Genomic DNA, 15,960 nt, shown 5'->3' with positions numbered 1-15,960 from the left:
GGATGTGGACGGAGAGGACGCCCATGGCCGCGGAACCTGTCATCGTCGAAGCCGTACGCACCCCCATAGGGAAGCGCGGCGGCGCGCTCGCCAATCTCCACCCCGCCTATCTGCTCGGTGAGACCTACCGCGAGCTCCTCGGCCGGACGGGCATCCACGCCGACTGCGTCGAGCAGATCGTGGGCGGCACGGTCACCCATGCCGGGGAGCAGTCCATGAATCCGGCACGCACGGCCTGGCTCACGATGGGCCTTCCGTACGAGACCGCCGCGACGACGGTGGACTGTCAGTGCGGCTCGTCGCAGCAGGCGAGTCACATGGTCGCCAACATGGTCGCGGCCGGTGTCATCGACGTGGGCATCAGCTGCGGCGTCGAGGCGATGTCACGGGTGCCGCTCGGGTCGGGCTCCAAGCACGGTCCGGGCAAGCCGTTCCCCGAGGAGTGGAACGTCGACCTGCCCAACCAGTTCGAGGCGGCCGAGCGTATCGCCCGCAATCGCGGCCTGACCAGGGAGAACGTCGACTCGCTCGGCCTCATCTCGCAGGAGCGCGCCGCGACCGCCTGGGCCGAGGAGCGCTTCAAACGCGAGACGTTCGCCGTCCAGGTCCCGACGACGGAGGAGGAGCAGGCCGCCGGGCAGGGCATGTGGCGCCTCGTCGACCGCGACGAGGGGCTGCGGGACACCACGATGGAGGGCCTCGAACGCCTCAAGCCGGTGATGCCGACCGCCGTGCACACCGCGGGCAACTCCTCGCAGATCTCGGACGGCGCGGCAGCGATCATGTGGGCGTCGAAGCGCATGGCGCGGGCCCTGAAGCTGAGGCCGCGCGCGCGGATCGTGGCGCAGGCGCTGGTGGGCGCCGATCCGCACTTCCATCTGGACGGTCCGATCGACGCGACGCGGGCGGTGCTCGGCAAGGCGGGGATGTCCCTGAAGGACATCGACCTCGTGGAGATCAACGAGGCGTTCGCGTCGGTCGTGCTCAGCTGGGCGCAGGTCTTCGAGCAGGACCTGGAGAAGGTGAACGTGAACGGGGGCGCGATTGCGTTGGGGCATCCCGTGGGGGCGACCGGGGCTCGGCTCATCACGACTGCCCTGCATGAGCTGGAGCGCCGGGACAAGGAGTTCGCGCTGATCACGATGTGTGCGGGCGGGGCCGTCGCTACGGGGACGATCATTCAGCGGCTGTAGGCCGTTTCCGGAAGCCGAAAACGCCGGACAGGCTGGGATGTCCAGCCTGTCCGGCGTTCGAGGACGAACTCGGCGGAGCCGGTGATCTCCGGTGCGCCGCGAGGGTGTTCGCTCAGTAAGACCCGTTGGCCTGCCAGTGGGCCCATGCGCCAGTCGGGCTTCCGTAGCGGTCGTTCATGTAGTCGAGGCCCCACTTGATCTGGGTCTCGGGGTTGGTCTTCCAGTCCGAGCCCGCCGACGCCATCTTCGAGGCGGGCAGGGCCTGGACCAGGCCGTAGGCGCCGGAGGAGGCGTTCGTGGCCTTGGGGTTCCAGCCGCTCTCGTGCTCCACGATCTTGCTGAACGCCTTGTACTGAGCGGGGTCCGGGATCATCTTCTTCGCGATCGCCTTGGCCGAGGAAGGCGCCGCGGCGGGTGCGGCGGCCGGAGCCGCGGCCTTCGCCGCCGTGGGGGTCGCGGCCTGGGCCGCGCCCGCGCTGAACACCATGCCGGTCGTGGCGACGGCCACGGCGGCACCGGTGAGGGCCTTCTTCGGGGTGGCGATACGGCGGAGGAGCGTGGCGGACAAAGCGTGGCCTTCCGTGGGGGACATGGTGTCGCGGGCATGCCGTGGGCCACGGGGGTGTGGCTGGAGGAATGCGTCGGTACCGGGGGCCTTGTGGCCGGCGGCGCCGTGCGACTCGATCCAGAGAAGCAGGGCCGCCACGTCTCCGCAATGACCCTTTTTACTAGTGGATGTCGCATGTGCGCGAAAGGTCCCGCGTGTGACGTGGCTCTCAATCCGCAGGTCAGCGCGTGTTTTGACGTGTACGCACCAGCGGGGCGTCTCTACGGCCCGGCCTAGTAGAGGACCAAAGTACTGTGGGCCGCCTCACCGCGAAGGACCCCTCCGGGCGACGGAGAGCAACCGGCTGCTTACGCCTTCGGGCCCTCGAAGGTGACCTGGGCCTCGAAAGCCGCCCGACGCGTGGCCCGGCGCAGCGCCTTGAGGACGGCGGGGCCGAGAGCGAGGCTCAGCAGGACGGTCACGACGGCGCGGGGCAGGTCCCAGCCCAGCGAGGTAGCCAGGCAGTACGCGAGGAAACGGCCGAGGTTGTCGCCGACGGGGTCGCCGGGCACGAAGGAGGCGCCGGTCGCGAGGCCGCCCAGGTAGGGCCAGCCCTGCAGATTCATGACGGTCCCGTACAGGACGGACGAGACGGCCCCGTACGCGGCGAGCAGCCACAGCTCCCCGCGCCCGCGCAGGGTGTCGGGCCCCGGCAGCAGCCCCGCCCCCATGCAGACCCACCCCATGGACAGCATCTGGAACGGCATCCACGGACCGACGCCGCCGGTCAGGAGCGCGGAGGCGAACATGGACACGGCGCCGAGCACGAACCCGAACCCCGGCCCGAGCACGCGCCCGCTGAGCACCATCAGGAAGAACATCGGCTCGATCCCGGCCGTCCCCGCACCCAGCGGTCGCAGTGCGGCACCGGCGGCGGCGAGCACCCCCAGCATCGCGATGGCCTTCGCGTCGAGGCCGACGTCGGCGATGGTCGCCACGACGACGGCGAGCAGGAGCGGAAGCAGCGCCGCGAACAGCCAGGGCGCGTCCTGGGCGTGCGCGCTCAGCCCTGACTCCCCGCCCGCGATCAGCGGCCACCCGAAGGCCACGACGCCGACCGCGCTGACGAGCGCGAGGGCGCCGACCGAGCGCGGCCCCAGGCGGATGGGACGGGACTGCCGGGCCACGGGGGGACTGCTCACGGGGTACCGCCCTCGGCGCCGAGGGCGTCCCGCACCTCGGTGACCGTCAGCCACTTCTGCGGGGCGAGGATCTTGGTGGTCTGCGGGGCGAAGGAGGGGGAGGAGACGACGATGTCGGGGGTCGGGCCGTCGGCGACGATCTCCCCGTCGGCGAGGATCGCGACCCGGTGGGCCAGTTCCGCGGCCAGCTCCACGTCGTGCGTGGCGAGGACGATCGCGTGACCGTCGGCGGCGAGGCCGCGCAGGAGCGTCACCAGGCGGGCCTTGGCCGCGTAGTCGAGGCCCCGGGTCGGCTCGTCGAGGAGGAGCAGCGGCGGGCGGGCGGTCAGGACGATCGCCAGGGCCAGGGTGAGGCGCTGGCCCTCCGAGAGGTCGCGGGGGTGGGTGTCGTCCGCGATGCCGGGGAGCAGCTCGGTGACCAGCGCACGGCAGGTGCCGGGCTCCGCCCCCGCGTCCTGGTCGGCGGCCGTGCACTCGGCGGCCACCGTGTCCGCGTAGAGGAGGTCACGCGGCTCCTGGGGGACCAGGCCCACGTGCCGGATCAGCTCGCGGGGGCCGGTGCGGTGGGGGATCACGCCGCCGACGCGGACCGATCCTGCCGCCGGTTCGAGCAGGCCCACCAGGGTGGACAGGAGCGTGGACTTCCCGGCGCCGTTGCGGCCCATCAGGGCCACCGTCTCGCCCGCGGAGACGGTGAGGTCCACGCGGCGCAGGGCCTCCACCCTCCCCCGGCGCACGGCAAGACCCGTGACGCTCGCGGCGGCCGCTTCCGGGGCGTCCTTCGTCTTCGTACGCCTGAAGAGGCTCGGGCGGCCCGCCGCCGGACGTACGGCCGTGACCTCCTCGCGAGGTTCGGCCCCGGCAAGCCGCTCCCGCAGCGCGCCGGCCTTCCGCCTGGCGTCCCGCACCGTCAGCGGCAGCGGGGACCAGCCGGCGAGGCGCCCGAGACCCACCACCGGCGGATAGACCGGCGAGACGGCCATCAGCGAGGCCGGGTCGCCCAGCACGGGCGGCTCACCCGGCGCCGCGAGCAGCAGAACCTGGTCGGCGTACTGCACGACCCGCTCCAGGCGGTGCTCGGCCATCAGGACCGTCGTGCCCAGGTCGTGCACGAGGCGCTGCAGTACGGCGAGGACCTCCTCGGCGGCCGCCGGGTCGAGGGCCGACGTCGGCTCGTCCAGGACGAGGACCTCGGGGTGCGGCGTGAGCACCGAGCCGATGGCGACGCGCTGCTGCTGACCGCCGGAGAGCGTGGCGATGGGCCGGTCGCGCAGATCGGCGAGGCCGAGGAGGTCGAGGGTCTCCTCGACGCGGCGGCGCATCACCTCGGGGGCGAGCCCGAGCGACTCCATCCCGTACGCGAGCTCGTCCTCGACGGTGTCCGTCACGAAGTGCGAGAGCGGGTCCTGGCCCACCGTGCCGACGACATCGGCGAGTTCACGCGGCTTGTGGGTACGGGTGTCACGCCCCGCCACCGTCACCCGGCCCCGCAGCGTGCCCCCGGTGAAGTGCGGCACGAGGCCGCTCACCGTGCCGAGCAGCGTCGACTTGCCGACCCCGGAAGGCCCGACGAGGAGCACCAACTCGCCCTCGGGTACGGCGAGATCGACGCCGCGCACGGTAGGCCCGGCGACCCCTTCGTAGGTCACGGAGACATCCTCGAAGCGGATCATGAGGGCTCCTTGGAAAGCACGGGGGAAGGAACGGGTGCGGCGGAATCGGCGGGCACCGGGGCCACGAAGGCGGGCAGCAGCCCGACGAGGACGGCCACCGCGGGCCACAGCGGCAGCGTCGGCGCGGTCAGGGGGACGACTCCGGGGTGCAGGGCGGCCGCGTCGTACGAGGCGGCCCAGAGCATCAGGCCCGCCACCGCGATCCCCGACCCGGCGGCGAGCCAGGCGCGCACGCCCCACGCGTCGGGGCGGTAGCGGGTGCGGACGGAGCGCCGGCCGCCGAGGCGGAGCCCGGCGAGGGCGGCGACGAGACCGACGGCCAGGACGGGCAGGCCGTACTCGGTGCCGTCCGCCGTGAGCAGGCCGTACGTGCCCACGCAGACGCCCATCAGACCGCCGAGCGTCAGGACCGCTGTCGCCCTGCGCACCCCGGCCGGAACCGGCGCGCTGCGGCCGAAGCCGCGCGCGTCCATCGCGGCGGCCAGCGCGACCGACCGCTCCAGGGCGCCCTCGAGGACCGGGAGCCCGACCTGGAGCAGCCCCCGGATGCCCTTGTCGGCGCGCCCGCGAAGGCGCCGCGCGGCCCGCAGACGCTGCACATCGATGATCAGGTTCGGCGCGAACGTCATCGCGACGACGATGGCGACGCCCACCTCGTACAGCGCGCCCGGCAGCGACTTGAGCAGCCGAGCCGGGCTGGCCAGGGCGTTGGCGGCGCCGACGCAGATGAGGAGACCGGCCAGGCGCACCCCGTCGTAGAGCGCGAAAAGCAGCCCCTCGGCCGTCACCCGGCCCCCGATCCGTACCCCCTTCGCCCAGTCGGGCAGCGGCACTTCGGGAAGCGTCACGATGACGTGCGTACCGGGGATGGGGGAGCCGAGGACGACGGCGAAGACCAGCCGGATCGCGATCACGACGAGGCCCAGCTTCACGAAGGCGCCGTACGACCGCGCCCACGGCGCCGATGTCCTGCGCGCCGCGACGACATAGCCCGCGACGCCGATGAGGAGACCGATCAGCAGGGGGTTGGTGGTGCGCGACGCCGCGACGCCGAGCCCGAGCGCCCACACCCACCAGGCGCCGGGGTGCAGCGCGTTGCTCCGGTGCGCCTCGGGGGCCAGACGCCTGCGCGGCGCACCGGGAGCGGTGCTCGGGTGATCGGTCATCGTGCGGTCAGCCGCGTCGGCGGCGTGCCTGCCAGACGGCGGCCCCGCCGAGCAGGGCGATGGCGGCCACGCCCGCGATCAGACCGACGGAGGGGCCGCCGGAGTCGCTCTGCTCGTCGCTCGCGGCCGGCTTCTTCTCCGTGCCGTCCGACTCGCCGTTGCCCGAGACCTGCTCGCCGCAGCCCGACTTCGGGTAGTCCGCGATGGCGCAGAGCAGGGCGTTGCTGTCGTAGCGCAGGGGCTTCGCCACCGCGGCGAGCGCGTCCGCGCTGGTCGCGTCGTCCGCGATCCGCGCGCAGGCCGTACGCGGCTTCGGCGGGCTCTCCCCGTCGGGGGCGTCACCCGGCGTGCCGAAGTCGATGACCAGGGCAACCCGCTTCCGGTCGTCCTTGGCGGGGGTCTTGGCGCAGATCGTGTCGAAGTCCGCGGCGCCGCGCGGCTTGGCGGCGTCCTTCGAGTCGGCGGACACGGCGAACCGGAAGCCCTGGACGGCCCCGTCGTCGGGACGCGCGGTGCTCGGCCCCTGGCTCGCGTAGGCCCACGTGGAGCCGTCCCGGTCCCAGAAGGACCAATAGCGGTACCCGGCCGCCTGGGCGGGGGCGGCGGTGAGGACACCGAGCAGGGCGGCGAAGAGCGCCCCGGTCACCAGGCGCCCCCACCGCGCGCGACCCCGCGTCACAGCTGCTGCTTCTTCTTGTTGCCGCTGTAGAGGAAGCCGATGCCGATGCCGGCGACCATGCCGACGCCGATGATCCACCAGATGCTCACGCCGCTGTCGTCGCTGTCCTTCTGCTCGTCGGCGGCCTGCTCCGTCGCCTGCGGGGCCGGACCCTGCGCGTTGAGCTGCTTGACCAGGTCCGCGCCGCCGAAGTCACGCGGGTCCATGCCGGACGCGTGGGCGGCGAAGATCAGCTGGGCGTAGGCGGCGGGGCCCGACTTCTTGGCCCAGTCGGCCGAGTTCTTCGACAGCCACTGAGCCGACTTCTCGGCCTGCTCGGGCTGGCCGGCCGCGGCGAGCGCGAGCACGGAGTCGGCGGTGTTGCCGAGGTCGGGCATGTTCTTGGCGCCGGGCATCGACGACATCAGGTGGTCGTCGCCCTCGGCGAGGGTCTTCAGGAGGTAGCCCGTGCCGTTCGCCGCCGCCTGCTCGGCGGTGTCGGCCTTCGCGCACTTCGGCGCGGCTTCCTTCTTCTCGGCCGCGTCCACGACCAGGCCCTTGCCGTGGGCGCCGAGGACGCCGGCCGCCGTGGCGTCCGCGTTCGGCGAGAGCTTGCCGGACTTGACGTCCGCGAGGCCGAAGGCGCCGCCGTCCTTGCCGCAGCTCATCGAGAGGGCGGGCAGCGCGTTGTACGCCGTCTTGCCGCTCTGGGCCTTCACGCCCTCCGGCTTCTCGCCCGCCGCGACGAGCGCGCCGATGACGATGCCGGTGGAGTTGGCGTCCGATTCCATGCCGGGGCTGTAGCCCCAGCCGCCGTCCTGGTTCTGCACGGACTTCAGCCAGTCGACGCTCTTGCCGACGGCCTTCTCGCGGCCGCCGAGCGCGGCGAGCGCCTGCACGGCCGACGCCGTCGCGTTGCTGTCGAACATCGTCTTGGAGTCGCAGGGCTCGCCCGCGTCGGCGCGGTACGCGGCGTAACCGCCGTTCGCGCAACTCTGCCCGGTGAGCCAGTCGACGGACTTCGCTGCGGGCTTCACACCGGCCGAGTCCTGGGCGAGCAGGGCGTACGACTGCCGGAACACCCCGTCGAACTTGGGGTCGGCGTCGCCGTACAGACCGGAGGGCAGTTTGGCGGAGGGCGACGGGGACGCGGTGTCCGCGAAGGCGGCCGGGGCGGCGGCCGAACCGAACACGGCGACGGCGGCCAGGACCGCTGCGCTGCGGCGAACGTTCATGATGCGGCGGGTGCCTCTCCCTGCGGGGAGCGGGGCAGCACGGGCACGTAGCGGGCACGGGCTCCGGGCGGCTCCGGCTCCGTATACCTCGACGGTGCCGTTCATCGGGGGCCCCGATGAAGCGAGCCGGTCATGCTCCGTACCGGGCATTCCGGCTCACCGCTCAGGTGCGGTATACGGCTGCGGGTCAGCGCCGGATTCGCACCGGCTTCCCCCCGTACGGGCATGATGACGACGGGGGCCACTCTACCGGCCCGTAGGGGGAGTGCCCCGGGGCGCCCGCCCCCGGCCGCGGCTCACACCGCGCGGTACCGCACCGGATCGCTGCCCACCGCCTCCGCGCGCCCCAGCTTCACCAGGCGCCGCACATGGGCCTCGGCCTCGGAGACCGCGATGTTCCGCGAGCCGTAGCGGATCTGGTCCCAGGGGCGGTTCCACTCCATCTGCTCGGCGAGCTGCCAGGGAGTGAGGGGCTCGGCGAGGAGGGCGAGCAGGTCCGTCAGGCGCTCCTCGTGGTGGGCCAGGATCTCCCGGACGCGGGCCGGGGCGTCGGTGAACGCGTACTGGTGGGCCGGGAGGACCTCGGCGGGGCCCAGGCGGCCGATGCGCTCCAGGGAGTCGAGGTAGTCGCCGAGCGGGTCGGTCACGGTCTCGTCGTCGGGGTCCTCGTACAGGCCGATGTGCGGGGTGATCCCGGGGAGGAGATGGTCGCCGGAGAACAGGCGGCCGTGGCCCGGTAGCCGCGCCGGGTGCTCCTCCTCCAGGTGCAGGCAGACGTGGCCGGGGGTGTGGCCGGGGGTCCAGATCGCGCGGAGCCTGCGCCCCGGCAGTTCGAGCAGCTCGCCCGGGGTGATGTCGCGGTCGGGGAGCGCGGCGGCCATGCCGGGAAGGCGGGGTGCGCGGCCCGCGTCACGGGCGGCGAGGAGAGGGGCCAGATGGTCGGCGGGGGCGCCCGCGGCCGTCAGCTTCTCCACCATGTAGTCGAACCAGCGGGCGGGTGGTCCGGTCCGTGTGCGGCGTACGACCGACGCGTCCGCCTCGTGCATCGCGATCCACGCGCCCGATGCCTCGCGGACCTTGGCCGAGAGGCCGTGGTGATCGGGGTGGTGGTGGGTGATGACGACGCCGTGCACCGCGTCGGCGGACGTGCCGCAGGCGACGAGGCCGTCGGCGAGTGCGTCCCAGGAGGTGGGGTCGTCCCAGCCCGTGTCGATCAGGACCGGGCCGGCGTCCGTGTCGAGGAGGTGGACGAGGGTGAAGCCCAGGGGGTTGTCCGGAATGGGGACCTTGATGCTCCACACGCCCCCGCCGTGCTCGGTCACCTGCGGATCGGTCACCTGCGTCATGGGGTGCCCTCATCTCTCCGTAACTAGAACCAGTTCCAATGATCGCCCAAGTCGACCGATTCGTCAGGCCACTTGGACAGGCCGGTCGGAAGTGAGGCGCCGGTCACACTCCGTCCGGCTCCGCCGTGGACTCCTGGAACTAGAACTGGTATCAGTTCTGCATCGGCAAGTCCTGAGACAGCGTCAGAAACAGTGGCGGAAAGCGTGCCGCACACGGCGGAATCCCGCAGGAGGCAGTCAGCCATGACGGAGCTCGTGGAACACGGACAGCTGTTCATCGGCGGGGAGTTGGTGGACCCCCTCGGCAAGGACGTCATCGAGGTGATCTCGCCGCACACCGGCCAGGTCTTCGCGCGGGTGCCGCACGCCGCGCCCGCCGACGTCGACCGGGCCGTCGCCACCGCGCGCAAGGCGTTCGACGAGGGGCCCTGGCCCCGGATGACCCTCGACGAGCGGATCGAGATCGTCACCAGGATCAAGGACGCGTTCGCCGTACGGCACGAGGAGATCGCCCGCGTCATCAGCTCCCAGAACGGCACCCCGTACACATCGAGCGTGATGGTGCAGGCCCTCGCCGCGATGATGGTCTGGGACTCGGCGCTCACGGTCGCGAAGAACTTCACGTACGAGGAGGCGCGCGACGGCGCCCTCGGCAAGATCCTCGTCCGGCGCGAGCCGGTCGGCGTCGTGGCGGCCGTGGTCCCCTGGAACGTCCCGCAGTTCACCGCCGCCGCCAAGCTCGCGCCCGCGCTGCTCGCCGGGTGCCCGGTGATCCTCAAGACCTCGCCCGAGACGCCGCTCGACGCGTACATACTCGCCGACATCGCCACCGAGGCGGGGCTGCCGCAGGGCGTGCTCTCGATCATCTCGGCCGACCGTGAGGTGAGCGAGTACCTCGTCGGTCACCCCGGCGTCGACAAGGTGTCCTTCACCGGCTCCGTCGGGGCGGGCAAGCGCGTCATGGAGGTCGCGGCCCGCAACCTCACGCGCGTGACACTGGAGTTGGGCGGCAAGTCGGCCGCCGTGATCCTGCCGGACGCGGACGCGGCGAGCGCGGTAGCAGGCATCGTCCCCTTCGCCTGGATGATCAACGGCCAGGCGTGTGTGGCCCAGACCCGCATCCTCGTGCCGCACTCCCGCCACGACGAGTTCGCCGAGGCCTTCGCCGCCGCGGCCTCCGCGCTCAAGATCGGCGACCCGCTCGACCCGGAGACCGAACTGGGCCCGCTGGTCGCCCGGCGTCAGCAGCAGCGTTCCCTGGACTACATCCGCATCGGCCAGGAGGAAGGCGCCAAGATCCTTACGGGCGGCGGCCGTCCGGCCGGGTTCGACGAGGGGTGGTACGTCGAGCCGACGCTCTTCGGCGGCGTCGACAACTCGATGCGCATCGCCCGCGAGGAGATCTTCGGCCCGGTCATCTGCCTTCTCCCGTACGGCGACGAGGGCGAGGCCGTGAAGATCGCCAACGACTCCGACTACGGGCTCAGCGGCAGCGTGTGGACGGCGGACACGGAGCGCGGCATCGACATCGCGCGGCAGGTGCGCACCGGGACGTACTCGGTGAACACCTTCAGCCTCGACATGCTCGGTCCGTTCGGCGGCTACAAGAACTCCGGCCTCGGGCGGGAGTTCGGGCCCGAGGGGTACGGCGAGTACTTCGAGCACAAGATGATCCACCTCCCGGCGGGCTACACGCCGCCTGCCGGTGCGGCGGGTCCGGGGGCGGGTGCCTGATGGGTGACCGCTGGCACGTCGAGGTGGACCGGTCGGTCTGCATCGGCTCCGGGATGTGCGCGATCACGGCCCCGGGCGGTTTCACGCTCGACTCCGCCCGCCAGTCACACCCCGCGGATCCCGAGACCGACGCCAACGAGAAGGTGCTCGAAGCGGCCGAGGGGTGTCCGGTCGAGGCGATCGCCATCACGTTGTCCGGCAGCGGGGAGGTCGTCTTTCCGCCGGAGGATTGAGCGGACTGACGGGGTCCGCTCCTGCGGCGGAATTTACTTGTGTGACGCCGTCTGAGACGAATTGCGTACGTTCCGCGGACAGCATGTGTGCTCGAAAGTGTGCGAACAGGACTTTACCCATGCGTTCCGCATGCCCGATCGATGACATCCGTGACTGTCCGTCCCCTTTGCGGCCTGGAACTGTCTGAGCCAGACCACAAGGGGAGGAGACGTTCGTGGACAAGCGGTACGAGGTCTACTGTCTGGCCGACAGGCACTTCTACGAGACTCCGGACCGCTTGTCCGTGGGCAGCAGCGCCCCCGAGTTCGAGACCGCGGGGCGGCCGGTCCCGCCCGGCTGGCGGTCGGTGCGCAAGGGGGACTGGCTCTCGCTCGTCCCGCTCGACGCCGACGGGAAGCCGCGCCCCACACCCCCGCAGGGCTGGAAGATCCACGCCTCCGCGACCCTGGACAACGCCGACCGCATCGGCGCGATCATCTGGGACCACTGCGTCGAGCGCGGCATCCCCTTCAAGTTCGTGCCCGCCGCCCACCTCCTGCACCTGCGCAACAGCAAGTACGCGGGTCGCGACAACAGCGGCAAGTTCGCCACGATCTACCCGGACGACGAGGCCCAACTGCACTCCGTCCTGTCCGAGTTGGGCAAGCGCCTCGAAGGGTTCGACGGGCCCTACATCCTGACCGACCTGCGCTGGGAGGAAGGACCGCTCTACGTCAGGTACGGGGCCTTCACCCGGCGCATGTGCGACAACGGCAAGGGCACCCTCGTGCCCGCCGTCGAGAACGCCGATGGCACGCTCGTCCCCGACTCCCGCGACCCGGCCTTCCGGGTGCCCGAGTGGGTGGAACTGCCCGCGTTCCTCGCGCCCCACCTGGCCGCCCGCAACACGACGACCGTCGGCGACCTGCCGTACCGCATCGAGAAGGCCCTGCACTTCTCCAACGGCGGCGGCGTCTACGCGGGCACCGACACCCGTGACGGCCGCAAGGTCGTCCTCAAGGAGGGCAGGCCGCACGCGGGTCTCGCCGCGGGCGGAGCCGACGCCGTCGCCCGGCTCGAACGGGAGAAGGCCGCCCTGGACAAGCTCTCCGGGCTCGGTGTCGCCCCCGAGGTCCGGGACTGGTTCCTGCTCGGTGACCACCGCTTCCTGGTCATGGACTTCCTCGAGGGCACCACCCTCAACTCCTTCTTCGCCCACCGGCATCCGCTCCTGGTCAGCCGGCCCGACCCCGAGGCCATCGCCGACTACACGGCCTGGGCGCTGCGCATGCACCGCTGTGTCGAGGAAGCCGTCACCGCCGTGCACGAACGCGGCGTCGTCTTCAACGACCTCCACCTCTTCAACATCATGGTCGCGCCCGACGAACAGTCCGTGGCCCTCCTCGACTTCGAGGCGGCAGGCACCGTGGGCGACTCCGGGCGCCAGGTCATGGCACACCCCGGGTTCGTCGCGCCGCCGGACCGCACCGGCGCGGGCGTCGACCGCTACGCCCTCGCGTGTCTGGGGCTCGCCCTCTTCCTGCCGGTCACCTCGCTGCTCGCCGTCGACCGCGGCAAGGCCGCGCATCTGGCCCAGATGATCGCCGCCGAATTCCCGGACGTGCCGCAGGAGTTCCTCGCCGAGGCGGTGGCGGAGATCCAGCGCCCCGGCACGGACGAGCAGGCGCCGGCCCCGCAGGCGGGAGCAGCGGAAGCCCTGGGGGAGGGCGTCCTCATGGGGGGCAGGGCCGGCGTCACCAGGACGGCGGGGGCGGCCCCGGTCTTCGTCGACCCCGCCGACTGGCCCCACAGCCGCGACTCGATGGTCAAGGCCATCCTCGCCTCGGCCACCCCCGAGCGCGACGACCGGCTCTTCCCCGGCGACATCGCCCAGTTCAGCGACGGCGGCGGACTCGGCATCGCGCACGGCGCGGCCGGCGTCCTGCTGGCCCTCGCCGAAAGCGGCGGGGAACGCTACGAGGAAGGCGAGCGCTGGCTCCTGAAGCACACCGAGCCCGCCACGCCCGGCACTCCCCTCGGGCTCAACGACGGCCTCGCCGGCATCGCCCACGTACTCGACCGGCTCGGTCACCGCACCCGTGCCCTCGACCTGATGGAGACCGTCCTCCGCGAGAACTGGCAGCGGCTCCCCTCCGACCTGGACGGCGGCCTCGCCGGCCTCGGCCTCGCCCTCGACGCCCTCGCCCACAGCACCGGCGAGGAGTCCCTGGCCCAACACGCCCTGCGAGCAGCACAGTTGCTGGGCGAACGGCTTACCGCCGACAGCCCGCCGAACGCGCGGCCGCGAGCCGGTCTGCTCCACGGAGCCACCGGCCCGGCCCTCCTCTTCCTGCGGCTCTACGAGAGGAGCGGCGACACCGCGCTCCTCGACCTGGCGGCACACGCCTTGCGCGCGGACCTCTCCCGGTGCGTGACGCGGGCGGACGGCGGCCTCCAGGTGGACGAGGGCTGGCGGGCCATGCCCTACCTGGGCGACGGCAGCGTCGGCATCGGCATGGTCCTCGACGACTACCTCGCGCACCGGGACGACGCCGGGTTCGAGGCGGCGCGGCCGGGCATCCTGGCCGCCGCGCGCTCACGCTTCTGCGTGCAGCCGGGCCTGTACCAGGGGCGGGCCGGACTGCTGCTCCACCTCAGCCGCAGCACCGCGCCGGGCATCACGCCCGAGGACATCGACGGACAGATCGCGGCGCTGGGCTGGTTCTCCATGTCCTACGAGGGCCAACTCGCCTTCCCCGGGAACCAGATGATGCGCCTGTCGATGGACCTGCACACCGGCACGGCGGGCGCTCTCGTCGCCCTCGCCGCCGCGCTCGGCCACGGCGACGCGCACATCCCCTTCCTGCCGCCGCTCCGGCGGCCCCAGAGCCGGTCCCGCGCTTCAGCGGGGTCGTGACACCACCCGAAAGAGAAACACTACGTCCCCAAAAGAGAGGGAAGATCATGACGCTTCTCGACCTGCAGAGCATGGAGTCCGACGAGATGACCGGTGGCGGCGGCGGTGGCGGCGGCCAGAGCACGGCCAGCCTGCTGCTCTGCTGGAGCGAGGTAAGCCTGGTCATCTGTCTGTGACGCGCCTTCGCGCGTGACCGGCACGGCATCAGACGGCCCGGGCGGTCCCTCTTTCCAGGGGGCCCGCCCGGGTCCGCCACCGTCGGCCGCTCCGGCAGGGACGCCCGGCGACGGACACGAGGACTGTGAGGATCCGGACCGCATGGCGACCACGACTTCCCGTCTCCGTCCTCCTCCACCCACATCCGCTCCTCCGCCCGCGTCCGACACGGGTCTGCTGCGCGAGGCGACCCGCCACAGCGCCGCCCGCTGCACGGCGCTGGTGCTGTGTGCCGCCGGGGGCGCGGGGGTCAGCCTGCTTCTGCCGTTCGTCATCGGGCGCGCCCTGGACGCCGTGCTGGCAGGACACGCCGCAGGCCGCGTCGGTGCCGACGCCACCCGCTGGATCCTCGTGTGCACGGCGCTCATCGCGGCGAAAGCCGTGCTCGACGCCGTGGACGGCGTCCTCACCGCGACCACCAACGCCCGCACCACCGCGTGGCTGCGCGGTCACCTGGTGCGCCATGTCCTCGCCGTCGGCCCCCGCACCACCGCACGCTTCGCCCCCGGCGACCTGGTGGCCCGTCTCATCGACAACGCGGCACACGCGGGCATCGCGCCCGCCACGCTCGCCGGACTTCTCGCTGCCCTGGTCGTGCCCGTCGGAGCCGTGGTGGCACTCGCCCTGATCGACGCCTGGCTCGCCGTGGTGTTCATCGCCGGCGTCCCCGTACTCGTCCTGCTCCTACGGGCGTTCACCCGCGCCACCTCCGACTGTGTGACGCGCTACCAGCAGGTCCAGGGTGACATCGCGGGCCGTCTCAGTGAGGCGGTCGGCGGGGCCAGGACTATCGCTGCCGCGCACACCGAGGACAAGGAGGCCAGGCGCGTCCTCGGGCCGCTGCCCGAACTCTCCCGGCACGGGCACCGGATGTGGCGCGTCCAGGGCCGCTCGCAGTCCCAGGCCATGGCGGTCGCGCCCCTCCTGCAGATCGCGGTCATCGCGGTCGCGGGCCATCTGGTGATCGAGGGCCGCGTCTCCGTCGGCGAGTTGCTGGCCGCGTCCCGGTACGCGGTGCTCGCCACCGGTATCGGCATGCTCGTCGGACAACTGGGGGCGCTGGTGCGGGCCAAGGCCGCGGCGCGCCGCCTGGGAGAGGTGCTCGCGGAACCCCCGACCACATATGGCGACGCGGAACTTCCCTCTGGCGATGGCCTGTTGGAGCTACGAGGGGTCAAGGTGACCCGTGGCGAGCGCACCGTGCTCGACGGCGTCGACCTGACCGTCCCGGCGGGCCGCACGCTCGCCGTGGTCGGCCGCTCCGGCGCGGGCAAGTCGCTCCTGGCGTCCGTCGCCGGGCGGCTCGCCGACCCCGACGAAGGCGACGTACGCCTCGACGGGGTTCCGCTGCGTTCGCTCGGCCGCGAGGAGCTGCGCCGCGAGGTCGGCTACGCCTTCGAGCGGCCCGCGCTCCTCGGCACGACCCTGGAGGACACGATCGGCTTCGGCGCCCCGCGCCCTACGCCGCCCCGCATCCGCGAGGCGGCCCGTGCCGCCCGCGCGGACCCCTTCATCACACGCCTCCCCGACGGTTACGCCACGCCCTGCGCCGACGCGCCCCTCTCCGGCGGCGAAGCCCAACGCCTGGGCCTCGCAAGGGCGTTCGCGCGAGGCGGCCGGATCCTGATCCTGGACGACGCGATGTCGAGCCTGGACACGGTGACCGAACACCACATAGCCGAGGCCCTGCTCCACCACACCCCGCACCGCAGCCGCCTGATCATCGCCCACCGTGCGGCGACGGCGGGCCGCGCGGACGTGGTCGCCTGGCTGGACGGCGGCCGGATCCGGGCGGTGGGGACACATGCTGAGTTGTGGGAACGGGCGGAATACAGGGAGGTGTTCGGCGCGTGAGGAAGG

Annotated in this window: 13 protein-coding genes and 1 riboswitch; of the genes, 6 read left to right on the top strand and 7 right to left on the bottom strand. The window is 72.4% G+C overall.

What is annotated here, in order from left to right; all coding sequences use genetic code 11:
* Window positions 1-23: 23 nt before the first annotated feature.
* A complete protein-coding gene (locus ACWGIH_RS10680; protein ID WP_453451224.1) occupies window positions 24-1,193 on the top strand; it encodes a steroid 3-ketoacyl-CoA thiolase in 1,170 nt (389 codons plus the stop codon).
* A gap of 112 nt (window positions 1,194-1,305) precedes the next feature.
* On the opposite strand, the gene ACWGIH_RS10675 is transcribed toward ACWGIH_RS10680, so the two are convergent.
* The 7 genes from ACWGIH_RS10675 to ACWGIH_RS10645 all read right to left on the bottom strand — a co-directional run bounded on the left by ACWGIH_RS10675 (window position 1,306) and on the right by ACWGIH_RS10645 (window position 9,020).
* Complete coding sequence (locus ACWGIH_RS10675; RefSeq protein ID WP_453451225.1) at window positions 1,306-1,761, bottom strand: aggregation-promoting factor C-terminal-like domain-containing protein; 456 nt, start codon at window positions 1,759-1,761, stop codon at window positions 1,306-1,308.
* Window positions 1,762-2,108: 347 nt separating this feature from the next.
* Window positions 2,109-2,942, bottom strand: coding sequence for an ECF transporter S component (locus ACWGIH_RS10670; protein WP_453451226.1), 834 nt, complete (start codon window positions 2,940-2,942; stop codon window positions 2,109-2,111).
* Complete coding sequence (locus ACWGIH_RS10665) at window positions 2,939-4,615, bottom strand: ABC transporter ATP-binding protein (protein WP_453451227.1); 1,677 nt, start codon at window positions 4,613-4,615, stop codon at window positions 2,939-2,941. The genes ACWGIH_RS10670 and ACWGIH_RS10665 overlap by 4 nt, the downstream gene beginning before the upstream one ends.
* Complete coding sequence (locus ACWGIH_RS10660; protein ID WP_453451228.1) at window positions 4,612-5,781, bottom strand: energy-coupling factor transporter transmembrane component T; 1,170 nt, start codon at window positions 5,779-5,781, stop codon at window positions 4,612-4,614. Before ACWGIH_RS10660 ends, ACWGIH_RS10665 begins: the two co-directional genes overlap by 4 nt.
* A 7-nt stretch (window positions 5,782-5,788) precedes the next feature.
* A complete protein-coding gene (locus tag ACWGIH_RS10655) occupies window positions 5,789-6,460 on the bottom strand; it encodes an SCO2322 family protein (RefSeq protein WP_453451229.1) in 672 nt (223 codons plus the stop codon).
* A complete protein-coding gene (locus ACWGIH_RS10650) occupies window positions 6,457-7,674 on the bottom strand; it encodes a prenyltransferase/squalene oxidase repeat-containing protein (protein ID WP_453451230.1) in 1,218 nt (405 codons plus the stop codon). The genes ACWGIH_RS10655 and ACWGIH_RS10650 overlap by 4 nt, the downstream gene beginning before the upstream one ends.
* Window positions 7,675-7,818: 144 nt before the next feature.
* Window positions 7,819-7,889: riboswitch (cobalamin riboswitch) on the bottom strand.
* Between the two features lie 81 nt (window positions 7,890-7,970).
* A complete protein-coding gene (locus tag ACWGIH_RS10645; protein ID WP_453451231.1) occupies window positions 7,971-9,020 on the bottom strand; it encodes an MBL fold metallo-hydrolase in 1,050 nt (349 codons plus the stop codon).
* A gap of 243 nt (window positions 9,021-9,263) precedes the next feature.
* Here ACWGIH_RS10645 and ACWGIH_RS10640 point away from each other — a divergent pair, with 243 nt between their 5' ends.
* The 5 genes from ACWGIH_RS10640 to ACWGIH_RS10620 all read left to right on the top strand — a co-directional run bounded on the left by ACWGIH_RS10640 (window position 9,264) and on the right by ACWGIH_RS10620 (window position 15,954).
* Complete coding sequence (locus ACWGIH_RS10640; RefSeq protein ID WP_453451233.1) at window positions 9,264-10,754, top strand: aldehyde dehydrogenase; 1,491 nt, start codon at window positions 9,264-9,266, stop codon at window positions 10,752-10,754.
* Window positions 10,754-10,987 (top strand): ferredoxin, encoded by a 234-nt coding sequence (locus ACWGIH_RS10635; protein ID WP_453451234.1) that lies wholly within the window; start codon window positions 10,754-10,756, stop codon window positions 10,985-10,987. Before ACWGIH_RS10640 ends, ACWGIH_RS10635 begins: the two co-directional genes overlap by 1 nt.
* Window positions 10,988-11,202: 215 nt before the next feature.
* Window positions 11,203-13,884, top strand: coding sequence for a class III lanthionine synthetase LanKC (gene lanKC, locus ACWGIH_RS10630; RefSeq protein ID WP_453451235.1), 2,682 nt, complete (start codon window positions 11,203-11,205; stop codon window positions 13,882-13,884).
* Between the two features lie 47 nt (window positions 13,885-13,931).
* Window positions 13,932-14,060, top strand: coding sequence for a SapB/AmfS family lanthipeptide (locus ACWGIH_RS10625; protein WP_453451236.1), 129 nt, complete (start codon window positions 13,932-13,934; stop codon window positions 14,058-14,060).
* A 142-nt stretch (window positions 14,061-14,202) separates the two neighbouring features.
* The gene (locus tag ACWGIH_RS10620; RefSeq protein ID WP_453451237.1) at window positions 14,203-15,954 is read left to right on the top strand and encodes an ABC transporter ATP-binding protein; all 1,752 of its coding nucleotides are present in this window, start codon (window positions 14,203-14,205) and stop codon (window positions 15,952-15,954) included.
* Window positions 15,955-15,960: the final 6 nt, after the last annotated feature.

It is taken from the genome of Streptomyces sp. NPDC054872, from assembly GCF_053610705.1.
Note: the sequence above shows the minus strand (reverse complement) of the source record. Positions and strands in the feature narration are given on the sequence as shown.

Excerpts from the sequence above, each read along its gene's own strand:
- ACWGIH_RS10635 (WP_453451234.1), top strand. The coding sequence starts at position 10,754 with ATGGGTGACCGCTGGCACGTCGAGGTGGACCGGTCGGTCTGCATCGGC.
- ACWGIH_RS10660 (WP_453451228.1), bottom strand. The coding sequence starts at position 5,781 with ATGACCGATCACCCGAGCACCGCTCCCGGTGCGCCGCGCAGGCGTCTG.
- ACWGIH_RS10680 (WP_453451224.1), top strand. The coding sequence starts at position 24 with ATGGCCGCGGAACCTGTCATCGTCGAAGCCGTACGCACCCCCATAGGG.
- ACWGIH_RS10625 (WP_453451236.1), top strand. The coding sequence starts at position 13,932 with ATGACGCTTCTCGACCTGCAGAGCATGGAGTCCGACGAGATGACCGGT.
- ACWGIH_RS10650 (WP_453451230.1), bottom strand. The coding sequence starts at position 7,674 with ATGAACGTTCGCCGCAGCGCAGCGGTCCTGGCCGCCGTCGCCGTGTTC.
- ACWGIH_RS10665 (WP_453451227.1), bottom strand. The coding sequence starts at position 4,615 with ATGATCCGCTTCGAGGATGTCTCCGTGACCTACGAAGGGGTCGCCGGG.
- ACWGIH_RS10640 (WP_453451233.1), top strand. The coding sequence starts at position 9,264 with ATGACGGAGCTCGTGGAACACGGACAGCTGTTCATCGGCGGGGAGTTG.
- ACWGIH_RS10620 (WP_453451237.1), top strand. The coding sequence starts at position 14,203 with ATGGCGACCACGACTTCCCGTCTCCGTCCTCCTCCACCCACATCCGCT.
- ACWGIH_RS10645 (WP_453451231.1), bottom strand. The coding sequence starts at position 9,020 with ATGACGCAGGTGACCGATCCGCAGGTGACCGAGCACGGCGGGGGCGTG.